The following is a 19,760-nucleotide window of genomic DNA, read 5'->3' as shown; positions in this document are numbered from 1 at the left end:
CTTTCAGGGTTATGAGGATGCTTCATGCAAAGTAATGTCTCCACGCACGGCATGGCCGTTGCGCCCCACCATCTTGCCAGCCAGAGCGCGCTGTCGGTGCTGCGCGAAGGCGGCAGCGCGATAGAAGCGATGGTCGCCGCGGCGGCCACCGTTGCCGTGGTTTACCCGCACATGAACGGGCTGGGCGGCGACGGCTTCTGGCTTATCGTGCCGCCGGAAGGCGAACCTGTCGCCATTGACGCCAGCGGCGCGGCGGGATCGCGCGCAACGCTCGCCGCCTACGACGGTCTGGCGCATATTCCCCATCGCGGGCCCCGTGCGGCGCTGACCGTCGCCGGTACGGTGAGCGGCTGGGACGAGGCGCTGAAGGTTTCGCGCGAGATGACCGGCAAGGCGCTGCCGCTGGCCCGCCTGCTGGCCGATGCCATTGACTATGCGCAAAACGGCACGCCGGTCACGGCATCTCAGGCCCACGCCACGGCCAGTAAATTCGACGAGCTGAAGGATGTTCCCGGTTTTGCAGAAACCTGGCTGGTGGACGGTAAGCCGCTGCAGGCCGGGAGCCGTTTTTACCAACCCGCCATGGCCACGACGTTGACGCGTCTGGTGGAAGACGGTCTGGACAGCTTTTATCGCGGCCCGCTGGCGGAGGTGCTGGCGCAGGGTATGGAGACGCTGGGCCTGCCCGTGACGCTGGCCGATTTACACGCGCACGTTGCCCGGCGCACCGTGCCGCTGAAGCTGGAGCATCAGCAGGGGGAAATTTATAACCACGCCCCGCCGACGCAGGGGCTGGTCTCGCTGGCGATACTCGGTGTCACCGATCGCCTGAATATGGCGGAGGCCGACGACGCCGACACCATTCACCGCATCGTTGAAGCCACCAAGCTGGCTTTTGGCCTGCGCGATGCCCACATCACCGACCCGCGCGAGCTGCAAACCGATGTTCAGAGCCTGCTGGAGCCCGCCGCCCTTCAGGCGCTTGCCGACAAAGTTGATGGCAACCGCGCCGCGCCGTGGGGGACCGGGAAAGGCCCCGGCGATACGGTGTGGATGGGAGTGATGGATAACAGCGGGCTTGCCGTGTCGTTTATCCAGAGTATCTATCACGAGTTCGGCAGCGGCGTGGTGCTGCCGGACACCGGCATCGTCTGGCAGAACCGGGGCGCATCGTTCAGCCTCGATCCCGCTCATTTTCTGGCCCTCGCGCCGGGCAAGCAGCCCTTCCATACCCTGAACCCGGCCGCGGCGCGGCTGAAAGACGGACGCGTGATGGTCTACGGCTCGATGGGCGGTGACGGACAACCGCAAACCCAGGCCGCGCTCTTTACCCGCTACGCGATTCAGGGCGTGCCGTTACAGGAAAGTATTTCCCGCCCGCGCTGGCTGCTGGGACGTACCTGGGGACAAACCTCGGACACGTTAAAGCTGGAAGGACGCTTTACCGCTGAGACGGTCTCACGGCTTCAGGCTCTCGGACATGAGGTGGAAATGTTCCCTGACTTCAGTGAAGCGATGGGCCACGCGGGCGCGATTGTCCGCCACCCCAACGGGCTGTTCGAAGGGGCGTTTGACCCGCGCAGCAACGGCGCGGCCGCCGGATTCTGAGGAGATAATAATGAACAACGTACAACCCGACTGGCAGGCGTATCTGGCGCAAATGGAGTCCGTGCTCGGCGTGACGCTGGACGATGCGCGCCGTGCCGAGCTGCAGCTGCAGTTCAGCCGCATTGCCACCCTGGCCGCCCCGCTGATGGCGCTGCCGCTTGATGACCGTCTGGAGATCGCAGGAGTATACAAAGCATGAGGCTACACGAGATGAGTATCAGCGCGATCCAGCAGGCGCTGAGCGCAGGCGAACTGAGCGCTCGCGAGATTGCCCGCCAGACGCTGGAGGCGATTGCGCGCGTGAACCCGCAGATCAACGCCTGGACCACCGTGACGGAAGAACGCATGCTCGCCGAGGCCGAGAGCATCGACACTCTGCGCCGCGAGAAGCGCCCCCTGCCGCCGCTGGCGGGCGTGCCCTACGCGGTAAAAAACCTGTTCGACGTTGCCGGTCACACCACCCTTGCCGGGGCCGAGCTGTTCAGCCAGCGCCCTGCCGCCGCCGCTGACAGCTTCGCCGTGCGCCAGCTACGCAGCGCGGGCGGGCTGCTGACCGGAATGGTGAATATGGACGCCTACGCTTACGGCTTCACCACAGAAAACAGCCACTACGGTACCACGCGTAACCCGCACGACCTGAGGCGCGTTGCGGGCGGGTCGTCCGGCGGATCGGCCGCCGCCGTGGCCGCCGGGCTGGTGCACTTTTCGCTCGGTACCGACACCAACGGCTCGATTCGCGTTCCGGCCTCCCTGTGCGGCATCTATGGCCTGAAGCCCACCTTTGGCCGTCTGTCGCGATCCGGCAGCCATCCGTTTGTCGCGAGCCTGGATCATATCGGCCCCTTTGCCCGCCGCGTGTGCGACCTGGCATCCGTGTATGACGCGCTGCAGGGGCGGGACGGCAGCGACGGTTTTCAGGCAGAGAGCTCGCGCGAGCAGACGCGCCCCCTGCTCGAGCGCGGTCTGGACGGCCTGCGCTGCGCGGTGCTCGGCGGCTACTTCACCACCTGGTGCGATGCGGATGCAAGAGACGCCGTGGCGCGGGTGGCGAAGGCGCTCGACGCGCAGGATGAGCTGCAGTTTCCGGACGCCGAGCTGGCGCGCTCCGCGGCGTTTATCATCAGCGCCTCCGAAGGGGGAAACCAGTACCTGCCCGCGCTTCGCCGCGAGCCGGAGCGTTTTGAGCCGCATTCCCGCGAACGGCTGCTGGCGGGCGCGATGATCCCCTCCGCCTGGTACATTCAGGCCCAGCGGTTTCGCGCGCACGCCCGGCAGGCATTTAGCACCCTGTTCGCGCAGACCGACGTGCTGATCGCTCCGGCAACGCCGCGCAGCGCGACGCTCGCGGGTGAGCAGACCATGGAGATTAACGGCCAGCCGCTCCCCGTCCGCGCCAGCATGGGGATGCTGACCCAGCCGATATCATTTTTGGGCCTGCCGGTGACCACCGTTCCGCTGCGCACCGTCCAGGGTGCACCGATTGGCCTACAGCTGATTGCGGCGCCGTTTAACGAGCAGGCCTGCCTGCGCGTTGCGCACGTACTGGAAGAGAGCGGCATCACCGATGCCCGTCCGGCGGAGGTGGCAGCATGATAAATCACGATGACATTAACCTGCCGTGGGTGGTTGCCGAGGTGACCGCCGCGTTTTACCGCTATGAAGACGCGCTGGTCAGCAACAACGTTGCGGTGCTGGACGAGCTGTTCTGGCACGACAAAAACACGGTGCGTCTGGGGGCGGGTGAAAACCTGTACGGGATTGATGAAATCCGCGCCTTTCGCGCGGCGCGTCCCGCCGCCGGGCTGCAGCGGACTCTGCGTCACACCGTGATTACCACCTTCGGTGAAAATTATGCCGTGTGCAGCACCGAGTTTACCCGGGAGGGCACGGAACGCATTGGCCGTCAGCAGCAGACGTGGGTGCGGTTTGCCTACGGGTGGCGCATCGTGGCGGCGCAGGTGAGTTTGATGGTGTAATGCCACCAGGAATACGAGGTCTTGTAGGCCGGGTAAGGCGCAGCCGCCACCCGGCTAAACACGGCACGCTTACTTCTGAAACGGATGCACATCCCGCCAGTGGTCGGCAATCTGCTGGCGGGTACAAACCCACACCCGCTCGTGCTGCTGCACGTAATCCAGGAACCGCTGTAGCGCGCGAAAACGCCCCGGCCGCCCGAGCAGACGGCAATGCATGCCGATGGACATCATCTTCGGCGCGCTTTCTCCCTCTTCGTACAGCACGTCAAAACTGTCCTTCAGGTACGTATAAAACTGCTCGGCGGTGTTAAACCCCTGCGCGGTCGCGAAGCGCATGTCGTTCGCATCCAGCGTATAGGGCACAATCAGGTGCGGTTTGCGGGTGCCGTCGCTGCAGGCCACCACCGTCCAGAAGGGCAAATCATCGCCGTAGTAGTCGCTGTCGTAGTCGAAGCCGCCGTGCTCCACCACCAGCTGGCGGGTGTTGGGGCTGTCGCGCCCGGTGTACCAGCCCGTCGGCGGCTTGCCGAACAGGTCGGTCAGCACCTGCACCGCTTTATGCAGGTGTTCGCGCTCCTGGCTGATGTCCATGTGCTGATAGTGGATCCAGCGCCAGCCGTGGCTGACCACGTCATAATCCGCATCCCTGATAGCCTCAACGATCTCCGGGTGACGCGCCAGCGCCATAGCCACGCCAAAGACCGTCAGCGGCAGGCCGCGCTTTTGAAATTCATTGTGGATCCGCCAGAACCCGGCGCGGCTGCCGTATTCGTAGAGGGAGTCCATCGACATGTGTTTGTCCGGGTAGCTGGCCGCGCCGATGATGTCCGACAGGAACTGTTCGGAACCGGCATCGCCGTGCAGAACGTGGTTTTCCGCCCCCTCTTCGTAATTGAGCACAAACTGCACGGCGATACGCGCCTGATTCGGCCACCGCGCGTGCGGCGGGTTGCCCGCGTAGCCGCGCAGATCCCGCGGATAATCCTGTTCAAAAAGCCCCATTGCCACCCCCCAAAAAATTAAAATGGATTCAATGCCTGAAAATGCCCGCTTAACGCTTTGTTCTCCGGGTACGCCAGATCCCCGTGCTTGCTGGTCGACAGCCCCAGGGCCACCAGCGACTCCACCATCTTCACCGCCGCGCTGACGCCGTCGATCACCGGCACGCGCAGCTCGCGGGTCAGCTCCTGCGCCAGCGTCGCCATGCCGCCGCAGCCGAGCACGATGGCGCCGCAGCCGTCCTCTTTCAGCGCCTGTATACAGCGCGCGCGCACCTTCTCCTGCGCCAGACCGCTGCCGTCTTCCAGTGCCAGCACCGGGAGATCGATAGCGTGCAGCGCCGCACAGCGATCGTGAAAGCCATACTGGTGCAGCAGATGACGGGCAATGATCAGCGTGCGCGGCAGCGTGGTGACCACCGAAAAGCGCGTCGCCACCAGCGTCGCCATATGCATGGCGGCTTCGGCAATGCCCACCACCGGCCCCTGCGCCAGCTCGCGCGCCGCCAGCAGGCCCGGATCGCCAAAGCAGGCGATGACGTGACCATCCACGCCCTGCTGTCTGCCGAGCTTGACCTGTTCGAGAACCCCCACGGCGGCGATGGCCTCATCGAAGTGGCCTTCTATGGACGGCACCCCCGCGCTCGGGCAGACCGCGAGGATCTCCGTCCCCGGCGCCGCTACCGCACGGGCCGCCGCGCCGATGGTTTCCGTCATCGCGAGGCTGGTGTTAGGGTTGATCACTTGTATACAGACAGATGACATTACGACTCCTTGTGGCCGGCGAACAGCCGGGCAAAATCAGGCAGGCACTCGCCCGCCCGCTCGAAGCAGAGGCTGGCGACGATATGTTCAAAATGGTGCATTAGGGCATCGCTTAATGGCTCAAGCGCCTTCTGGCGCAGCAGATCCACAAGCTGCTCGTGATCGTTGCAGCGACAGCCCTGACGCCACGGCGCGCCCCAGGTGGCAATCACCAGCGAAGATCGCTGGCTCAGGCTGGTCACCATCTCCGTGAGCACCTGGTTGCCGGAGATGGCCTGCAGCTGAATGTGAAAATTAGCGGAGTGGCGGATCGCCGCCGGGCCGTCGTACGCCTCGTGCGCCTGCTGCTCCTGGCGAATAATGGCCTCCAGCGCGGCAAGGTGCGGCGGCTGGCAGCGGGCCAGCACGTCCGGCAGGTTAGCGACCTCCAGCAGGGCGCGGGTGCGGAAGATGTGCTGCGCCTCTTCCACCGTCGGGCTGGCGACGTGTGCACCACGCTTGGGCGTTAAAGTGACCATTTGCACAGCCGCGAGTCGCTGCAGCACCTTACGGATGCCCGTGCGGCTCACGCCAAACACCTCGGCCAGCGCCTCTTCCGGCAGTTTGCTCCCCGGCAGCAGCTGATGTTCGACAATCGCGGTCATCAGCGCCTGGAAGATGGATTCATCTTTGTCATGCAGGTCTGGCGCGGTCTGCAGGGCGTTTATGTTGTTCATTCACCACTCCGTCTTTTACTCTTCGTTATCGAATCGTATACATAAAAATAAAATATTGCATACAAGATTTATTATTTTGGCCTGGATCCTGCAACACCGTCTGCACTCCCACTCAACGGGTTTTCATTCACAGGAGCAGGTTTCATGCCAAACAGTCAAAACACGCAGCAGGGTACGGCCGCTGATTCCGGTGCGGTCTACAGCCCACGTCTTTGCAATGAGGATCTGGCACCGACGCGTGACCAGAACTGGAGCTGGTACAACATCTTTTCGTTTTGGATGTCGGACGTGCACAGCATGGGGGGATATGTTGTCGCCGCGAGCTTCTTTACGCTCGGACTGGCAAGCTGGCAGGTGCTGCTCTGCCTGCTGGTGGGGATTTGCATTGTGCAGCTTTGCGCCAACCTGGTGGCAAAACCGAGCCAGATGGCGGGCGTGCCTTATGCGGTGATCTGCCGTCAGGCGTTTGGCGTCTTCGGGGCCAATATTCCTGCGGTGATCCGTGGGCTTATCGCCTTTGCATGGTATGGCATCCAGACTTATCTGGCCGCCAATGCCCTGATGCTGGTGGCGCTGAAGTTCTGGCCGTCGCTCTCTTCGCTCACCTCCGGGGCGTTCCTCGGCCTGTCGACTCTGGGCTGGATCTGTTTTGCCATCATGTGGGTCCTGCAGGCGATGGTCTTCTGGCACGGCATGAACGCCATCAAGCGCTTTATTGATATCGCCGGTCCGGCGGTCTACGTGGTGATGCTGGCTCTCGCAGGATGGATTGTATACAAGACCGGTTTTGACGGTATTTCCTTCACCCTCGCCAGCAAATCCCTGAGCGCGGGCGAGCAGACCTGGCAGATGATCACCGCGACCGCGCTGGTGGTTTCTTACTTCTCCGGCCCGCTGCTCAACTTTGGCGACTTCTCCCGCTACGGGAAAAGCATGGGCGAGATCCGCCGCGGCAACCGCTGGGGGCTGCCGTTTAACTTCCTGCTGTTCTCCATCGTCACCGTGGTGATTGTCTCCGGCACCCAGTCGCTGTTTGGCCGCATGATCACCGACCCGATCGAAACCGTCAGCCGCGTGGGTAACGATCTGGCCGTGGCGATTGGCCTGCTGACGATGATCACCGCCACCATTGGGATCAACATCGTCGCCAACTTCGTCTCGCCGGCGTTTGATTTCTCTAACTGCTCGCCGCAGAAAATCAGCTTCCGCACCGGGGGAATGATTGCCGCCGTCGGTTCTATCCTGCTCACCCCGTGGAACCTGTTCAACTCGCCGGAGCTTATCCACTACACCCTGGACGTGCTCGGGGCGTTCATCGGCCCGCTGTTCGGCATTCTGATTGCCGATTTCTACCTGATTAAACGCGGCAAGGTGTCGGTCGACGATCTGTTCGACGACACGCCAAAGGGCAAATACTGGTACCGCAACGGCTTTAACCCGAAAGCCATTGGCGCGCTGATCCCGTCCGTTGCCGTGGGCCTGGTGATTAGCTTTATCCCGGCCCTGCATGAGGTGGCGAACTTCAGCTGGTTCATCGGCGTCTTCCTCGGCGGCGTGACCTACCGCTGGCTGGCGCGGGAAGATCGCGAGACGGCAGGTGCGACGTCGTTCAGCTCCCGCGTAGCGACGCAAAAAGAGTAATCCCCTCCTTCCGGCCGCAGCGTATCTGCGGCCCGTTCATTCTGGCACCGTTCTTGCTGCGCCTTATCACCCCGCTACGCAAAAACAAAGGCAGGAACCATGATGGATTACCAGACAGCGATCCGCGGCGCATTTTTTGATATTGCCCAGGTCTGCGACAGCGCAGACGCGATTGCCCGGCACGCGCGCTACCTTGAGGACGGGCTGCTGTTTATACAGAGCGGGAAAATTCTGGCGCAGATGCCGTGGCAGGAGGGCGAGCAGTATCTTGACCCTCACAAGGGCTACACCGACCTGCGCGGCAGGCTGCTGCTGCCCGGTTTTGTCGACACCCACGTCCATTATCCGCAAACGGAGATGATCGGCGCCTTTGGCGAACAGCTGCTGGAGTGGCTGACCACCTACACTTTCCCGGTGGAGAGCCAGTTTTCCGATGAGGCCTACGCGACAGAGATCGCCCAATTCTTTATTAACCAGCTGGTAAGCAACGGCACCACTACCGCACTGGTGTTTTGCACGCTGCATCCGGAATCGGTCGAGGCGCTGTTTACCGAAGCCCTGCGCCTCAACATGCGCCTTATCGCCGGAAAGGTGATGATGGACAGACACACGCCGGACTACCTGAGCGAAGACGCGAAGCAGAGCTACCGGCAGACGCGGGAGCTGATTCAGCGCTGGCACCACCGGGGCCGGCTGGGCTATGCGATTACGCCGCGCTTTGCCCCGACCTCATCACCCGAACTGCTGGCGGCGGTCAGCCTGCTCAGAGAGGAGTTCCCGGACACCTGGCTGCAGACCCACCTGAGCGAAAACCCCAACGAAGTGGCCTGGGTGAGCGACCTCTGGCCGGAACATGAGCGCTATCTGGACGTGTATCACCACTACGGCCTGACCGGCGAGCGCAGCGTGTTTGCCCACGCGATTCATCTTCACCACAGCGAGTGGCAATGTCTGCATGACACCGGCTCGGCGGTGGCGTTTTGCCCCACCTCTAACCTGTTTCTCGGCAGCGGACTGTTTCGCCTGCCCGCCTGCTGGCAGCACAAGGTCCGGATGGGCATCGGCACCGACGTCGGTGCGGGCACCACCTTCAGCATGCTGCGCACCCTGGGCGAAGCCTACAAGGTGGGCCAGCTTCAGAGCTATCGCCTGCGCGCCAGCGAGGCGTTTTACCACGCCACGCTGGGCGGCGCGCACGCCCTCAGGCTGGACGATAAGATTGGCAACTTCACGCCCGGCAAAGAGGCGGATTTCGTGGTTATCGATCCTGGCGTAACCCCGCTGCAGCGCCTGCGCAATCGCCGCTGTCAGGATATCTACGAGCAGCTTTTTGTGCTGATGACCCTGGGCGACGAGCGCAACATCAGCGAGACCTGGGTAAACGGCGAACGGGTATGGTCAACTCCCCCGGTAGGTTGACCACCCGCCGGGCGCAATCACAAACGGCAGGTGGAAGTGCTCACCCGCCGTTTCTCCCGTCACAAAATCAATTTGCGCGCAGGGGTAGAGCGTATCGCGACCGGTTTCGCTAAACCACGCGCCGATCTCCGCCACCAGCCGATAGCGGCCTTTTGGCAGGAAAGGGACAAATTCGGTGATACGACCATTTACGTTGGTCACGCCCGTCGCCATGATTTCGCCCTCCCGTTCGAGATGAACCGTCACGCCCTCAGCGGGCTTACCCGTCGAGATATCCAGAATATGGGTGCTGAGTGTGCTCATTCGCTAATGACTCCTTCCAGACGGAGTAACGTAATTTCCCGTAGCTGTTCCAGCGCGGCACGGATTTCCTGCGCATCGCTGTTCTCAAGCCGCGTGTGCAGCGCCTGTAAAATGTCCTCGCCGCTGCGGCCCTTCGCGCGGATCAGAAAGACGCGCCCGAAGCGAGCTTCGTAGCGGGCATTCCCCTCGCGCAGCGCCTGGGCAAGGTCAGCATCGCCTTCATTCACCGCGCCCTGCTCCTGACGCGACAGCGCCGCCTCCGCCTGTGAACCTGCGGGCTTTTCCCCGATGCGCGGATGGGCGCTCAGGGCTTGCGCTAGCGCCGCGTCGTCCCAGTTTTGCGTCAGCGCTTTCGCCGTGCTGAACACTTCACTCCGGCTCGAGTAAGGCCGCCCGCGAACCAGTGCCTCAGCCCAGCCGGGGAGCGCCACGCAGGGGTGGAGCAGCGCGAGAGCGTCTATCTCAGGAAGATGATTGAAGTCGTGCAGTGCGATCATAGTGTCTCCTTTATTGTCATCCTCCGGGTTGTTGCACAAACCACGCCACTCTTGTTGCCGCGGTGAAACAGTCGATTCCGTATGGCTGAACAGGAAATTATTGGTTCATAAAAAGGCACCTTCACCGCGTTTGCGCACCTTAGCAGTGCAAACTCACCTCTCACAACGCCGTTTTCGCCACTCTGCAGCCTGGTACGCAAATTGCTGAATGTTTTTACACCCTGCAAAAGGAGAGAAGCATGAAAGCAATCGTTATTGGTGCGGGAATTGGCGGCCTGAGCGCCGCCGTCGCGCTGAAGAAAGCGGGCATCGACTGTACCTTGTTTGAAGCCGTAAGCGAGATCAGGCCCGTCGGGGCGGCCATCTCCATCTGGCCGAACGGCGTGAAATGCATGCAGCACCTCGGCATGGGCGACATCATCGAGACCTACGGCGGTCCGATGCGTTTTATGGCCTACAAGGATTACCGGCGCGGCGAGACCCTGACCCGCTTTAGCCTTGCCCCGCTGATTGAGCGTACCGGCGGGCGTCCCTGCCCCGTCTCGCGTGCTGAACTCCAGCGCGAAATGCTGGACTTCTGGGGTCGCGACAAGGTGCAGTTCGGCAAGCGCGTGGAACACGTCCATGAAGACGATGCAGGCGTGAGCGTGACCTTTACCGATGGCACCACGGCAACAGGCGATTTTCTGATTGCCGCCGACGGCAGCCACTCTGCCGTGCGCCCGTATGTGCTGGGCTATACGCCGGAACGCCGCTACGCCGGGTACGTAAACTGGAACGGGCTGGTGAAGATTGACGAAGAGATCGCCCCGGCTCACCAGTGGACCACCTTCGTTGGCGAAGGAAAACGCGTGTCGCTGATGCCCGTCTCCAGCGGACGGTTTTACTTCTTTTTTGATGTGCCCCTGCCCGCGGGCCTGGCGGAGGACCGTACTACCCTGCTCGCCGATCTCACGGGCTACTTCCGCGGCTGGGCGCCGCCGGTGCAGAAGCTTATCGCGGCGCTGGATCCTGAAACCACCAACCGCATTGAAATCCACGATATTGAGCCGTTCGACAGCCTGGTCCGCGGCAACGTCGCGCTGCTCGGTGATGCCGCGCACAGCACCACGCCGGATATCGGCCAGGGCGGCTGCGCGGCGATGGAAGACGCCGTGGTGCTGGGGGAATGCCTGCGTGAAAATCACAGCATTACGCTGGCGCTGCGGCAGTACGAAGCGCTGCGCTGTGACCGGGTGCGCGACCTGGTGCTGAAGGCGCGTAAACGCTGCGACGTCACCCACGGCAAAGACATGGCGCTGACGCAGGCCTGGTATCAGGAGCTCAAAGAGGAGACCGGAGAGCGCATCATCAACGGTCTGTGCGAGACCATTCAGGGCGGCCCGTTAGGCTGAACGCAAGAGGGACAACGATGAAAAGAGAACCTACTCCACCCGCCCACTGCACGTTTGAGCCAGAGGACTGGCTGCGCCTGGCGAAATGCTGGCATCCGGTTGCACGCGCCTGCGATGTCGGCCCGGCGCCCGTCAAGGCGACCCTGCTGGATGAACAGCTGGTGATTTACCGGATCCACGACCAGGTCGTGGTCGCCCGTGACGTCTGCCCGCACCGCGGCGTGCCGCTGACGCTCGGCTTTCACGATGAGCACGGGATTATCTGCCCCTATCACGGCTTACGCTTCGGGGAGGACGGCCGCTGCAACCGTATTCCGTCCAGCCCCGACCAGCCCGTTCCGGCGAAGCTGAACCTGATTAACTACGCCGTGGAGGAGCGCTTCGGGCTGATCTGGACCTGTCTGGCCTTTGACCCGGACAATCCTGCTCCGCTGCCCACCATGCCGCACTGGAATGACGACGGATTTCAGCAGATCAACTGCCCGGCGTTTGAGGTGAACGGCTTCGCCGGGCGTCAGGTGGAAGGGTTTCTGGACGTGGCGCACTTTGCGTGGATCCATACTGATACCTTTGCCGATCCCGATAATCAGCTTGTGCCCGCCTATCAGCCGCACGAGACCGCATTTGGCTTTGTCGCCGATTACTGGAGCTCCGTGAGCAACTATCCTGCCAGTTCTGGTGTGCAGGCCCCGGAAGGCTTCCAGTGGCTGCGCCATTTTGAAATGCATCTGCCCTTTACCGCCACGCTGACGATTCATTTTCCGGGAGAATCGCGACTGGCGATCATGAACGCCGCGTCGCCCGTGTCATCGCGCGTGACCCGCATGTTCGCCCCTATTGCACGCAATTTTGACCTGCATATTCCGGTGGAAGATGTGCATGCCTTTAACCTACGGATTTTTGAAGAGGATCGGCTGATGGTGGAAACCCAGCGCCCGGAAAGCCTGCCGCTGGATCTGACGCTGGAGGCTCATATCCCGGCGGATAAAAGCTCGATTGCCTACCGCCGGGGACTAAAGAAGATGGGCTTCGGCGAATTTTTCCTGGTATGACGGAGGCCGATATGCTGAGCGTGATTGTTGACGGGCTGTGGCGTGAGGGTGACAAAAGCCTCGCCGTCAGGCTGGTGTCTGAAGACGGTAAAGCACTGCCGCCGTGGCAGCCCGGCGCGCACATTGATGTCCACCTGCCCTGCGGCGTGGTGCGCCAATATTCCCTGACCGGGGCCTGTGAGGACGAGAGCTATCTTATCTGCGTGGGCCGGGAAACCGCCTCGCGCGGCGGGTCGCGCTACGTTCACGAGACGCTGCGTCCCGGGCAGAAGCTGACGATCTCGGCCCCGCGCAATCTGTTTCCGCTTGCTCAGGCAGAGCGGGTTTTGCTGCTGGCGGCGGGCATTGGCATTACGCCGCTGTATGCGATGGCCCTGCAGATGAAGGCGGCCGGAACACCGTTTACGCTGCACTATTACATCAGAAACCGCGAAAGCGCGGCGTTTGCGCGCGAACTCTCGCAGTGCGGTGAGTGCATCATTCATACCGCCAGTCCGCGTACAACGCTGGGTGAGCATCTTCCGGTGCCGGAGGTGGGATTTCATGCCTGGGTGTGTGGACCAGCGGGTTTTATGGAAAAAGTGCGAGAGGTGGCTATAGCGAAGGGATGGGATGACGCCCATCTTCACAGCGAGGCGTTTCAGCCTGCAGCCCCTGTCACAAGCGGTGTCGCGGGCGAGATCTTTACGGTCAAACTGGCCTCCACCGGCGAGCGTTGGCCGGTGCCTGCGGATAAAACTATCGCCCAGGTGCTGCAGGAAAACGGCGTGGACGTTCCGCTATCGTGTGAAATGGGGATCTGCGGCGCGTGCCTGACGCCGGTGGTCGACGGCGTGGTGGATCACCGGGATAGCGTGCAGTCGGAGGCGGAAAAAGGCGCGCCAAAACAGCTGGTGGCGCTGTGCTGTTCGCGGAGCCATACGGGGGAACTGGTGATTGCGTTGTAAAACGAAAAAACCCTGCGATATTGCTATCGCAGGGTTTTCGAATTTGGCGGAAGCGTAGAGATTCGAACTCTAGAACCCTTTCGGGTCGCCGGTTTTCAAGACCGGTGCCTTCAACCGCTCGGCCACGCTTCCAAAGTGAGGCGCACTATAAACACCTCCAGGCGCGATGTAAAGCAGGAATTTTTCGATTTCTACGTGACTGCGCAACACTTATTCAGCCGAGGTGTAAAACGTAAAGCCTGTTCCCCCGCAGCCAGCGGGTGTATGGCTGCCTTAAACGGTAATGAAACCTTCTACTCCCAGTATTTCTCCTACACTTTAAACGTTCTACCGGTACGGTGAACGTGAAAAAGCCGGATCAATCAGGGCTATGAGGATTCGAGCCTTTCAGCCCGCGATCATTTTGCCTTTAACTGAGGAGTTTGCGGTATGGCATTCGTAACAACGAAAGACGGCGTCAACATTTTCTACAAAGACTGGGGTTCAAAAGAGGCGCAACCCATTGTTTTCCACCACGGCTGGCCTTTGAGCGCCGATGACTGGGATAACCAGATGCTCTTCTTCCTTGCGGAAGGCTATCGCGTTATCGCTATCGACCGTCGTGGCCATGGGCGCTCGGATCAGGTGAGTGAAGGCCACGATATGGATCATTATGCCTCCGATGCGTCGGCCGTGGTTGAAAGCCTGGACCTGCACAACGCCGTGCACGTCGGCCACTCCACCGGTGGCGGCCAGGTCGCCCGCTATGTTGCGCAGTACGGGCAACCGCAGGGGCGCGTCGCCAAAGCGGTGCTCGTCAGCGCCGTCCCGCCTCTGATGGTAAAAACGGACGCTAACCCCGGTGGGACGCCCATTGAGGTTTTCGACGGCTTCCGCAAAGCGCTGGCGGCTAACCGCGCCCAGTTTTACCTCGACGTCGCCAGCGGTCCTTTCTACGGCTTTAATCGGGACGGGGCCGACGTGTCGCAGGGCACCATTCAGAACTGGTGGCGTCAGGGAATGATCGGAAGTGCCAGGGCTCACTATGAGGGAATTAAGGCGTTTTCAGAGACCGACCAGACGGAGGATTTAAAAGCCATCACGGTGCCCGTACTGGTGCTGCAGGGCGACGACGATCAGGTCGTGCCGTATAAAAATGCCTCGCTACTGCAGGACAAGCTGCTGGCGAACAGCGTACTGAAAATTTATCCGGGCTTCCCGCACGGGATGCATACCACCCATGCGGATACCATCAACGCGGACATTCTGGCCTTTATCCGCTCTTAGACGTCACCTTTCTTGCCGGGTGGCGCTGCGCTTACCCTGCCTACAGTAAGGTTTAAGCGCAGCGATAACCAGCCCGTCCCGGAAAGGGCGGAAAACTGATTATCTGATGAACACATTTTGGCTAATCCAAAAGAAAAACCCCAGGTTAACGAGTAACCTGGGGTTTATGTTTGGCGGAAGCGTAGAGATTCGAACTCTAGAACCCTTTCGGGTCGCCGGTTTTCAAGACCGGTGCCTTCAACCGCTCGGCCACGCTTCCTAAGTGAGGCGAACTATAAACACCTCTCTGCGTGCTGTAAAGAGCCACGGCATTCGTTCGCTTTAAAAATAGCCAATACGCGTTTAATCGGTTGAATTGACAACGTATTGGCCATTTTCTCAGCACAAAATGCAGCGTTCAGGCTTAGTGCTTCTTGATGTACATATCTTTGGTGTAGTAGTACCCCAGCTTATCCGGCGTGAATCCGCCCACCCAGGGTTTCACCAGGTGCGTACGCACGTAGTGATAGACCGGGATCGCAGGCACGTCGCGCCCTAAAAGATCCTCTGCCTGCTGGTAGAACTTGCCGCGCTCTTCCGGCGTTTTCGCTTTCGCTGCATTGACTAACGCCTGGTCATACTCAGGGTTGCTGTACTGGCTGGTGTTTTCGCTGTCTCCGGTACGGTAGTTGTTGAGGAACGTCGCCGCATCATCGTAATCCGCAATCCAGGCGTAGCGCACCACGTCAAAGTTGTGGGTGTGCATGGTATCCAGCATGGTTTTCCACTCCTGATTTTGCAGCTTCGCCTCCACGCCGAGATTTTTCTTCCACATTGAGCTGGCCGCGATGGCAATGCGCTGGTGCGATTCAGACGTGTTGTAGAGCAGATTAAAGCTCAGCGGGTGGCTGGCGTTAAAACCGGCTTCGTCCAGCAGTTTTTTGGCTTCGGCAATGCGTTTTTCCATCGGCCAGCTGGCGTAATCCGGGTTTTTTAGCGTGATACCGCCGATATCCGGCTGGCTGACGAGCCACGCCGGACGTTGCCCCTGCCCTAAGACTTTCTCCGCGATGATGTCTTTATCCAGCGCCATGTTCAGCGCCCTACGCACGCGAGCATCATTAAACGGTGGACGAGTGGTGTTGAACTCATACCAGTACGTGGCAAGCTGTGGAGAAACATCCAGTTCGCTGCCCAGCGTTTTCTTGAGCTGCGCGAACTGATTGATCGGCACCGTATAAACGATGTCGATTTCACCGGCCTTATAGCGGTTCACATCCGAGGCTTCAGAGGTAATGGGCAGGTACGTCACTTTATTGATAACGGTATGCGGGTTATCCCAGTAGCGCGGGTTGCGCTCGGCCACAATGCGCTCGTTGACCACCCACTGCGACAGTTTATAAGCACCGCTGCTGACGAAATGCTCGGGTTTGGTCCATTTATCTCCGAAACGACCAATCAGCACTTTATCCACTGGCACCAGCGAGGGGTGCGCCAGCATCGCCAGGAAAGCGGCATTTGGCTGGGTGAGCGTGACTTCAAGCGTGGTGTCGTTGATGGCTTTCACGCCCAGTTTATCGGGCGCTTGTTTACCCTGCGCAATCTCTGCGGCGTTGATGATGTGCATGTTGCCAGGATAGCTGGCGTACGGCGAGGCGGTTTTTGGGTCGACCAGACGCTGCCAGCTCCAGACCACATCTTCTGCAGTCATGGCGGTACCGTCGCTCCAGGTGATGCCAGGACGCAGATGGAACGTCCAGACGGTGTTGTCTTTGTTCTCCCATTTCTCCGCCAGCCGCGGCTGGATATCACCGTTCGGAGAAACGCTGACCAGCCCTTCGAATAAATCGCTGATAATATTGAATTCGACATCGCTTTCGACTTTATGCGGGTCAAGCGATGAAGGTTCACTGCCGTTGTTCCTGACCAGTTCCTGCTTCTCTGCCAGTTGCGTTCCTGCCGGCACGTTAGCCGCCCAGCTTGCCGTGCTGGTGCACAGTATGGCCGCGGTTAACAAAGAGAGTGTAAAGTTAGTGCGTGTTTGTGGTTTCATGTCCTTCGCCTTATTGTCTGTTTTATGACGATCCGGGAATAACTCTTAGCGCCCGCATTGAAATAAGGCAATATTTTTCAGTAACCTATAAGAGGTTGATCTGAATAAAATTCGCAATCCGCTGTTCATCCTGTGGGAAATGATTTTCACAGAAGAAATAACCAGCATCAGCGCTAACGTGCTGAGTAAAGATGGGTAAAACCACTTTGAGACTGGCGCGCCGTTTCCTATTCTTGCCGTTAATTACATCTGTCATAAGAGAGTGACTCATGGATCGTATAATTACGTCTTCACGCGACCGCACATCGCTACTCAGTACCCACAAGGTGCTGCGCAATACCTATTTCATGCTTAGCCTGACGCTGGCGTTTTCTGCGATCATTGCCACCGCCAGCACCGTGCTGATGCTGCCGTCTCCGGGGCTGATCCTGACGCTGGTGGGGATGTATGGTCTGATGTTCCTGACCTACAAAACCGCTGACAAACCGGTTGGTATTCTGTCTGCGTTTGCCTTCACTGGCTTCCTGGGCTACATCCTGGGGCCAATGCTGAATGCATATCTGTCTGCCGGTATGGGCGACCTTATCGGGATGGCGCTGGGCGGTACCGCGCTGGTGTTCTTCTGCTGCTCGGCCTACGTGCTGACTACCCGTAAGGACATGTCTTTCCTCGGCGGTATGCTGATGGCGGGTGTCGTGGTCGTGCTGGTGGGTATGGTGGCAAACATCTTCCTGCAGCTGCCTGCCCTGCACCTGGCGATTAGCGCCGTGTTTATTCTGATTTCTTCAGGTGCGATCCTGTTTGAAACCAGCAACATCATTCGCGGCGGTGAGACGAACTATATCCGCGCGACTGTGAGCCTTTACGTGTCGCTGTACAACATCTTCGTCAGCCTGTTGAGCATCCTGGGCTTCGCCAGCCGCGATTAAAGCCACAGCAATGTAAACCTGGCCCCGCTTATGCGGGGCTTTGTTTTTTGATACACTGCTGCGGTTTTTGACTGATGCGTGAATGATTATGTTGAGTTTTGAAGGCAAAGAGATCGAGACCGATAACGACGGTTATCTCAAAGAGAGTGGTCAGTGGAGCGAAGCGCTGGCAGCGGTGATTGCGGAGAAAGAGGGTATCATCCTCTCCCCCGAACACTGGGAAGTGGTGCGTTTTGTCCGCGAGTTCTATCTTGAATTCAACACCTCCCCGGCCATCCGCATGCTGGTCAAAGCGATGGCTAATAAGTTCGGTGAAGAGAAAGGCAACAGCCGCTATCTGTACCGTCTGTTCCCGAAAGGCCCGGCAAAACAGGCCACCAAAATTGCCGGCCTGCCTAAACCGGTAAAGTGCATTTAATAGCGAATACCGAAGTTCATATATTCCCGACCGGGTTGATGCGGTTCCGTTAAGACCTTATCAACCCGCGCGCTGCGCGGCCCACCCGCTTTCAGCCACGCCACCAGCTTGTCGACCTGCTCCGCTTCGCCGCAGGCGACCACTTCAACGCTGCCGTCATCCATGTTTCGCGCATATCCCGTTAGCCCAAGCTCAACCGCTTCGCGCTGGGTGCTGTAGCGGAACCCGACGCCCTGAACAACGCCGTGAACCCAGGCAATGGTGCAGACTTTTGACATTTTTCTTCTCCTTAACGTAGCGTTTTCGGCAAACAGCCATAGTGTTGCCGGAAACGTGCGGTGAAACGAGAGCTGGAAAGATACCCACATTGTAATGCGATTTCGCCCTTGCACAGCACCAGCAGGTGATTTTTCGCCATTTGGGTTACCGGCATCAGCGGGCAGCATCATTGTCTTCGCGGGAAATATCCTTATCCCGCCGCAGTGCCGTAATGTGCCTAAGCGATTTGATTTTGTGCCGAAACGCTCAACGGTATCCGCAGATGATTGCGCCTTGCTGAATGTGGTAATCTACGCGCCATTTCCTGAAATCGACAGAATAGCAAATTATGAGTGTACGTTTAGTGTTAGCCAAAGGGCGCGAGAAGTCATTACTGCGCCGTCATCCCTGGGTCTTTTCCGGCGCGGTTGCCCGTATGGAAGGCAAAGCCAGCCTCGGTGAAACCATTGATATCGTTGACCATCAGGGGAAATGGTTAGCGCGAGGCGCTTACTCGCCAGCGTCCCAGATCCGTGCCCGCGTCTGGACCTTCGATAAAGATGAAACCATCGATATCGACTTCTTCGTCCGCCGCCTGCAGCAGGCGCAGCAGTGGCGCGAATGGCTGGCAAAACGCGACGGGCTGGACAGCTACCGCCTGATTGCCGGTGAGTCCGACGGTCTGCCGGGCGTCACCATTGACCGTTTCGGTAACTTCCTGGTGCTGCAGCTCCTGAGCGCCGGGGCTGAGTATCAGCGTGCCGCGCTGATTAGCGCGCTGCAAACGCTGTTCCCGCAGTGCGCCATTTACGACCGCAGCGATGTGGCGGTGCGCAAAAAAGAGGGTATGGAGCTGACGCAAGGCCCTGTGACCGGCGAACTGCCGCCTGCCCTGCTGCCGATTGAAGAACACGGCATGAAGCTGCTGGTGGATATTCAGGGTGGCCACAAAACAGGTTACTACCTCGACCAGCGCGATAGCCGTCTGGCTACGCGTCAGTATGTTGCCGACAAACGCGTGCTGAACTGCTTCTCCTATACCGGCGGTTTTGCCGTTTCAGCGCTGATGGGCGGCTGTGCCCAGGTTGTCAGCGTGGACACCTCGCAGGAAGCGCTGGACGTGGCGAAACAGAACGTCGAGCTCAACAAGCTGGACTTGAGCAAAGCCGAGTTTGTTCGCGATGACGTCTTCAAGCTGCTGCGTAAATATCGCGATGGGGGCGAGAAGTTCGACGTCATCGTGATGGATCCGCCTAAGTTTGTGGAAAACAAAAGCCAGCTGATGGGCGCCTGCCGTGGATACAAAGATATCAACATGTTGGCTATCCAGTTGTTGAACCCTGGCGGCGTGCTGCTGACCTTCTCCTGCTCCGGCCTGATGACCACAGATTTATTTCAGAAAATCATCGCCGATGCCGCAATAGATGCTGGTCGTGATGTACAATTTATAGAGCAGTTCCGTCAGGCGGCCGATCATCCGGTGATCGCTACCTACCCGGAAGGGCTCTATCTGAAAGGGTTTGCCTGTCGCGTCATGTAAC

General features: G+C 59.7%; 19 protein-coding genes, 2 tRNA genes and 2 pseudogenes. 13 read left to right on the top strand and 10 right to left on the bottom strand.

Annotated features, from left to right (window positions below; genetic code table 11):
- Nucleotides 1-24 precede the first annotated feature (24 nt).
- From hpxW to hpxZ, 4 genes are read left to right on the top strand one after another with little or no spacing between them, the layout of a single operon-like run.
- On the top strand, nt 25-1,608 hold the full coding sequence (hpxW, locus tag N2K86_RS07670) for an oxamate amidohydrolase (protein ID WP_260661036.1): 1,584 nt from the start codon (nt 25-27) through the stop codon (nt 1,606-1,608).
- Nucleotides 1,609-1,618: 10 nt separating this feature from the next.
- The gene (hpxX, locus tag N2K86_RS07665; protein ID WP_260661035.1) at nt 1,619-1,807 is read left to right on the top strand and encodes an oxalurate catabolism protein HpxX; all 189 of its coding nucleotides are present in this window, start codon (nt 1,619-1,621) and stop codon (nt 1,805-1,807) included.
- Nucleotides 1,804-3,201, top strand: coding sequence for an AtzE family amidohydrolase (locus tag N2K86_RS07660; RefSeq protein WP_260661034.1), 1,398 nt, complete (start codon nt 1,804-1,806; stop codon nt 3,199-3,201). The genes hpxX and N2K86_RS07660 overlap by 4 nt, the downstream gene beginning before the upstream one ends.
- Entirely contained in the window at nt 3,198-3,584 is a 387-nt protein-coding gene (gene hpxZ / locus N2K86_RS07655) for an oxalurate catabolism protein HpxZ (RefSeq protein ID WP_260661033.1), read from the top strand. Before N2K86_RS07660 ends, hpxZ begins: the two co-directional genes overlap by 4 nt.
- A 69-nt stretch (nt 3,585-3,653) precedes the next feature.
- On the opposite strand, the gene puuE is transcribed toward hpxZ, so the two are convergent.
- The 3 genes and pseudogenes from puuE to N2K86_RS07640 form a co-directional block, all read right to left on the bottom strand.
- Nucleotides 3,654-4,553: an allantoinase PuuE gene (puuE, locus tag N2K86_RS07650; protein WP_407065281.1), complete on the bottom strand. Its 900-nt coding sequence runs from the start codon at nt 4,551-4,553 to the stop codon at nt 3,654-3,656.
- Nucleotides 4,474-5,347, bottom strand: a pseudogene (locus N2K86_RS07645) (aspartate/glutamate racemase family protein); the annotation flags it as partial. The pseudogene N2K86_RS07645 and the gene puuE, both read right to left, overlap by 80 nt.
- Complete coding sequence (locus N2K86_RS07640; protein WP_260661031.1) at nt 5,347-6,063, bottom strand: GntR family transcriptional regulator; 717 nt, start codon at nt 6,061-6,063, stop codon at nt 5,347-5,349. The gene N2K86_RS07640 and the pseudogene N2K86_RS07645, both read right to left, overlap by 1 nt.
- Nucleotides 6,064-6,207: 144 nt before the next feature.
- Between N2K86_RS07640 and N2K86_RS07635 the strand changes: the two genes are divergently transcribed.
- Nucleotides 6,208-7,704, top strand: a complete 1,497-nt coding sequence (locus N2K86_RS07635; RefSeq protein WP_260661030.1) for an NCS1 family nucleobase:cation symporter-1 — start codon at nt 6,208-6,210, stop codon at nt 7,702-7,704.
- Nucleotides 7,705-7,806: 102 nt separating this feature from the next.
- Nucleotides 7,807-9,123, top strand: coding sequence for a guanine deaminase (gene guaD, locus N2K86_RS07630; RefSeq protein ID WP_260661643.1), 1,317 nt, complete (start codon nt 7,807-7,809; stop codon nt 9,121-9,123).
- Here guaD and uraH read toward each other — a convergent pair.
- Nucleotides 9,103-9,426, bottom strand: coding sequence for a hydroxyisourate hydrolase (uraH, locus tag N2K86_RS07625; RefSeq protein ID WP_126543634.1), 324 nt, complete (start codon nt 9,424-9,426; stop codon nt 9,103-9,105). The two genes, guaD and uraH, sit on opposite strands and share 21 nt — an antisense overlap.
- Nucleotides 9,423-9,923, bottom strand: coding sequence for a 2-oxo-4-hydroxy-4-carboxy-5-ureidoimidazoline decarboxylase (gene uraD / locus N2K86_RS07620; RefSeq protein WP_260661029.1), 501 nt, complete (start codon nt 9,921-9,923; stop codon nt 9,423-9,425). Before uraD ends, uraH begins: the two co-directional genes overlap by 4 nt.
- A 239-nt stretch (nt 9,924-10,162) precedes the next feature.
- Between uraD and hpxO the strand changes: the two genes are divergently transcribed.
- From hpxO to N2K86_RS07605, 3 genes are read left to right on the top strand one after another with little or no spacing between them, the layout of a single operon-like run.
- Nucleotides 10,163-11,317 (top strand): FAD-dependent urate hydroxylase HpxO, encoded by a 1,155-nt coding sequence (gene hpxO, locus N2K86_RS07615; protein ID WP_260661028.1) that lies wholly within the window; start codon nt 10,163-10,165, stop codon nt 11,315-11,317.
- Between the two features lie 17 nt (nt 11,318-11,334).
- The gene (gene hpxD / locus N2K86_RS07610) at nt 11,335-12,369 is read left to right on the top strand and encodes a molybdenum cofactor-independent xanthine hydroxylase subunit HpxD (protein WP_260661027.1); all 1,035 of its coding nucleotides are present in this window, start codon (nt 11,335-11,337) and stop codon (nt 12,367-12,369) included.
- Between the two features lie 11 nt (nt 12,370-12,380).
- The gene (locus N2K86_RS07605) at nt 12,381-13,316 is read left to right on the top strand and encodes a PDR/VanB family oxidoreductase (protein ID WP_260661026.1); all 936 of its coding nucleotides are present in this window, start codon (nt 12,381-12,383) and stop codon (nt 13,314-13,316) included.
- Nucleotides 13,317-13,360: 44 nt separating this feature from the next.
- On the opposite strand, the gene N2K86_RS07600 is transcribed toward N2K86_RS07605, so the two are convergent.
- Nucleotides 13,361-13,448, bottom strand: a tRNA-Ser gene (locus N2K86_RS07600).
- A gap of 297 nt (nt 13,449-13,745) precedes the next feature.
- Between N2K86_RS07600 and N2K86_RS07595 the strand changes: the two genes are divergently transcribed.
- Nucleotides 13,746-14,582 (top strand): alpha/beta fold hydrolase, encoded by an 837-nt coding sequence (locus tag N2K86_RS07595; RefSeq protein ID WP_260661025.1) that lies wholly within the window; start codon nt 13,746-13,748, stop codon nt 14,580-14,582.
- Between the two features lie 171 nt (nt 14,583-14,753).
- Here the strand turns inward: N2K86_RS07595 and N2K86_RS07590 are convergent.
- Both N2K86_RS07590 and N2K86_RS07585 read right to left on the bottom strand, forming a co-directional pair.
- Nucleotides 14,754-14,841: transfer RNA gene (locus N2K86_RS07590), tRNA-Ser, on the bottom strand.
- A 144-nt stretch (nt 14,842-14,985) separates the two neighbouring features.
- Nucleotides 14,986-16,614 (bottom strand): ABC transporter substrate-binding protein, encoded by a 1,629-nt coding sequence (locus N2K86_RS07585; RefSeq protein WP_260661024.1) that lies wholly within the window; start codon nt 16,612-16,614, stop codon nt 14,986-14,988.
- A 269-nt stretch (nt 16,615-16,883) separates the two neighbouring features.
- Between N2K86_RS07585 and yccA the strand changes: the two genes are divergently transcribed.
- Both yccA and tusE read left to right on the top strand, forming a co-directional pair.
- Nucleotides 16,884-17,543 (top strand): FtsH protease modulator YccA, encoded by a 660-nt coding sequence (gene yccA, locus N2K86_RS07580; protein WP_260661023.1) that lies wholly within the window; start codon nt 16,884-16,886, stop codon nt 17,541-17,543.
- An 88-nt stretch (nt 17,544-17,631) separates the two neighbouring features.
- Nucleotides 17,632-17,961 carry a sulfurtransferase TusE gene (gene tusE / locus N2K86_RS07575; RefSeq protein ID WP_260661022.1) on the top strand — a complete coding sequence of 110 codons (330 nt, stop codon included), beginning with the start codon at nt 17,632-17,634 and terminating at the stop codon, nt 17,959-17,961.
- On the opposite strand, the gene yccX is transcribed toward tusE, so the two are convergent.
- Together yccX and N2K86_RS07565 are read right to left on the bottom strand one after the other, a co-directional pair.
- Nucleotides 17,958-18,239: an acylphosphatase gene (gene yccX / locus N2K86_RS07570; RefSeq protein ID WP_260661021.1), complete on the bottom strand. Its 282-nt coding sequence runs from the start codon at nt 18,237-18,239 to the stop codon at nt 17,958-17,960. The genes tusE and yccX overlap by 4 nt on opposite strands.
- Nucleotides 18,240-18,250: 11 nt before the next feature.
- Nucleotides 18,251-18,346, bottom strand: a pseudogene (locus N2K86_RS07565) (AraC family transcriptional regulator); the annotation flags it as partial.
- 222 nt (nt 18,347-18,568) lie between these two features.
- Between N2K86_RS07565 and rlmI the strand changes: the two are divergent.
- On the top strand, nt 18,569-19,759 hold the full coding sequence (gene rlmI, locus N2K86_RS07560; protein WP_260661020.1) for a 23S rRNA (cytosine(1962)-C(5))-methyltransferase RlmI: 1,191 nt from the start codon (nt 18,569-18,571) through the stop codon (nt 19,757-19,759).
- Nucleotide 19,760 lies beyond the last annotated feature (1 nt).

This window comes from Enterobacter mori, assembly GCF_025244905.1.
Taxonomy (GTDB): domain Bacteria; phylum Pseudomonadota; class Gammaproteobacteria; order Enterobacterales; family Enterobacteriaceae; genus Enterobacter; species Enterobacter mori_A.
This window is presented reverse-complemented; position numbering and strand designations above follow the sequence as displayed.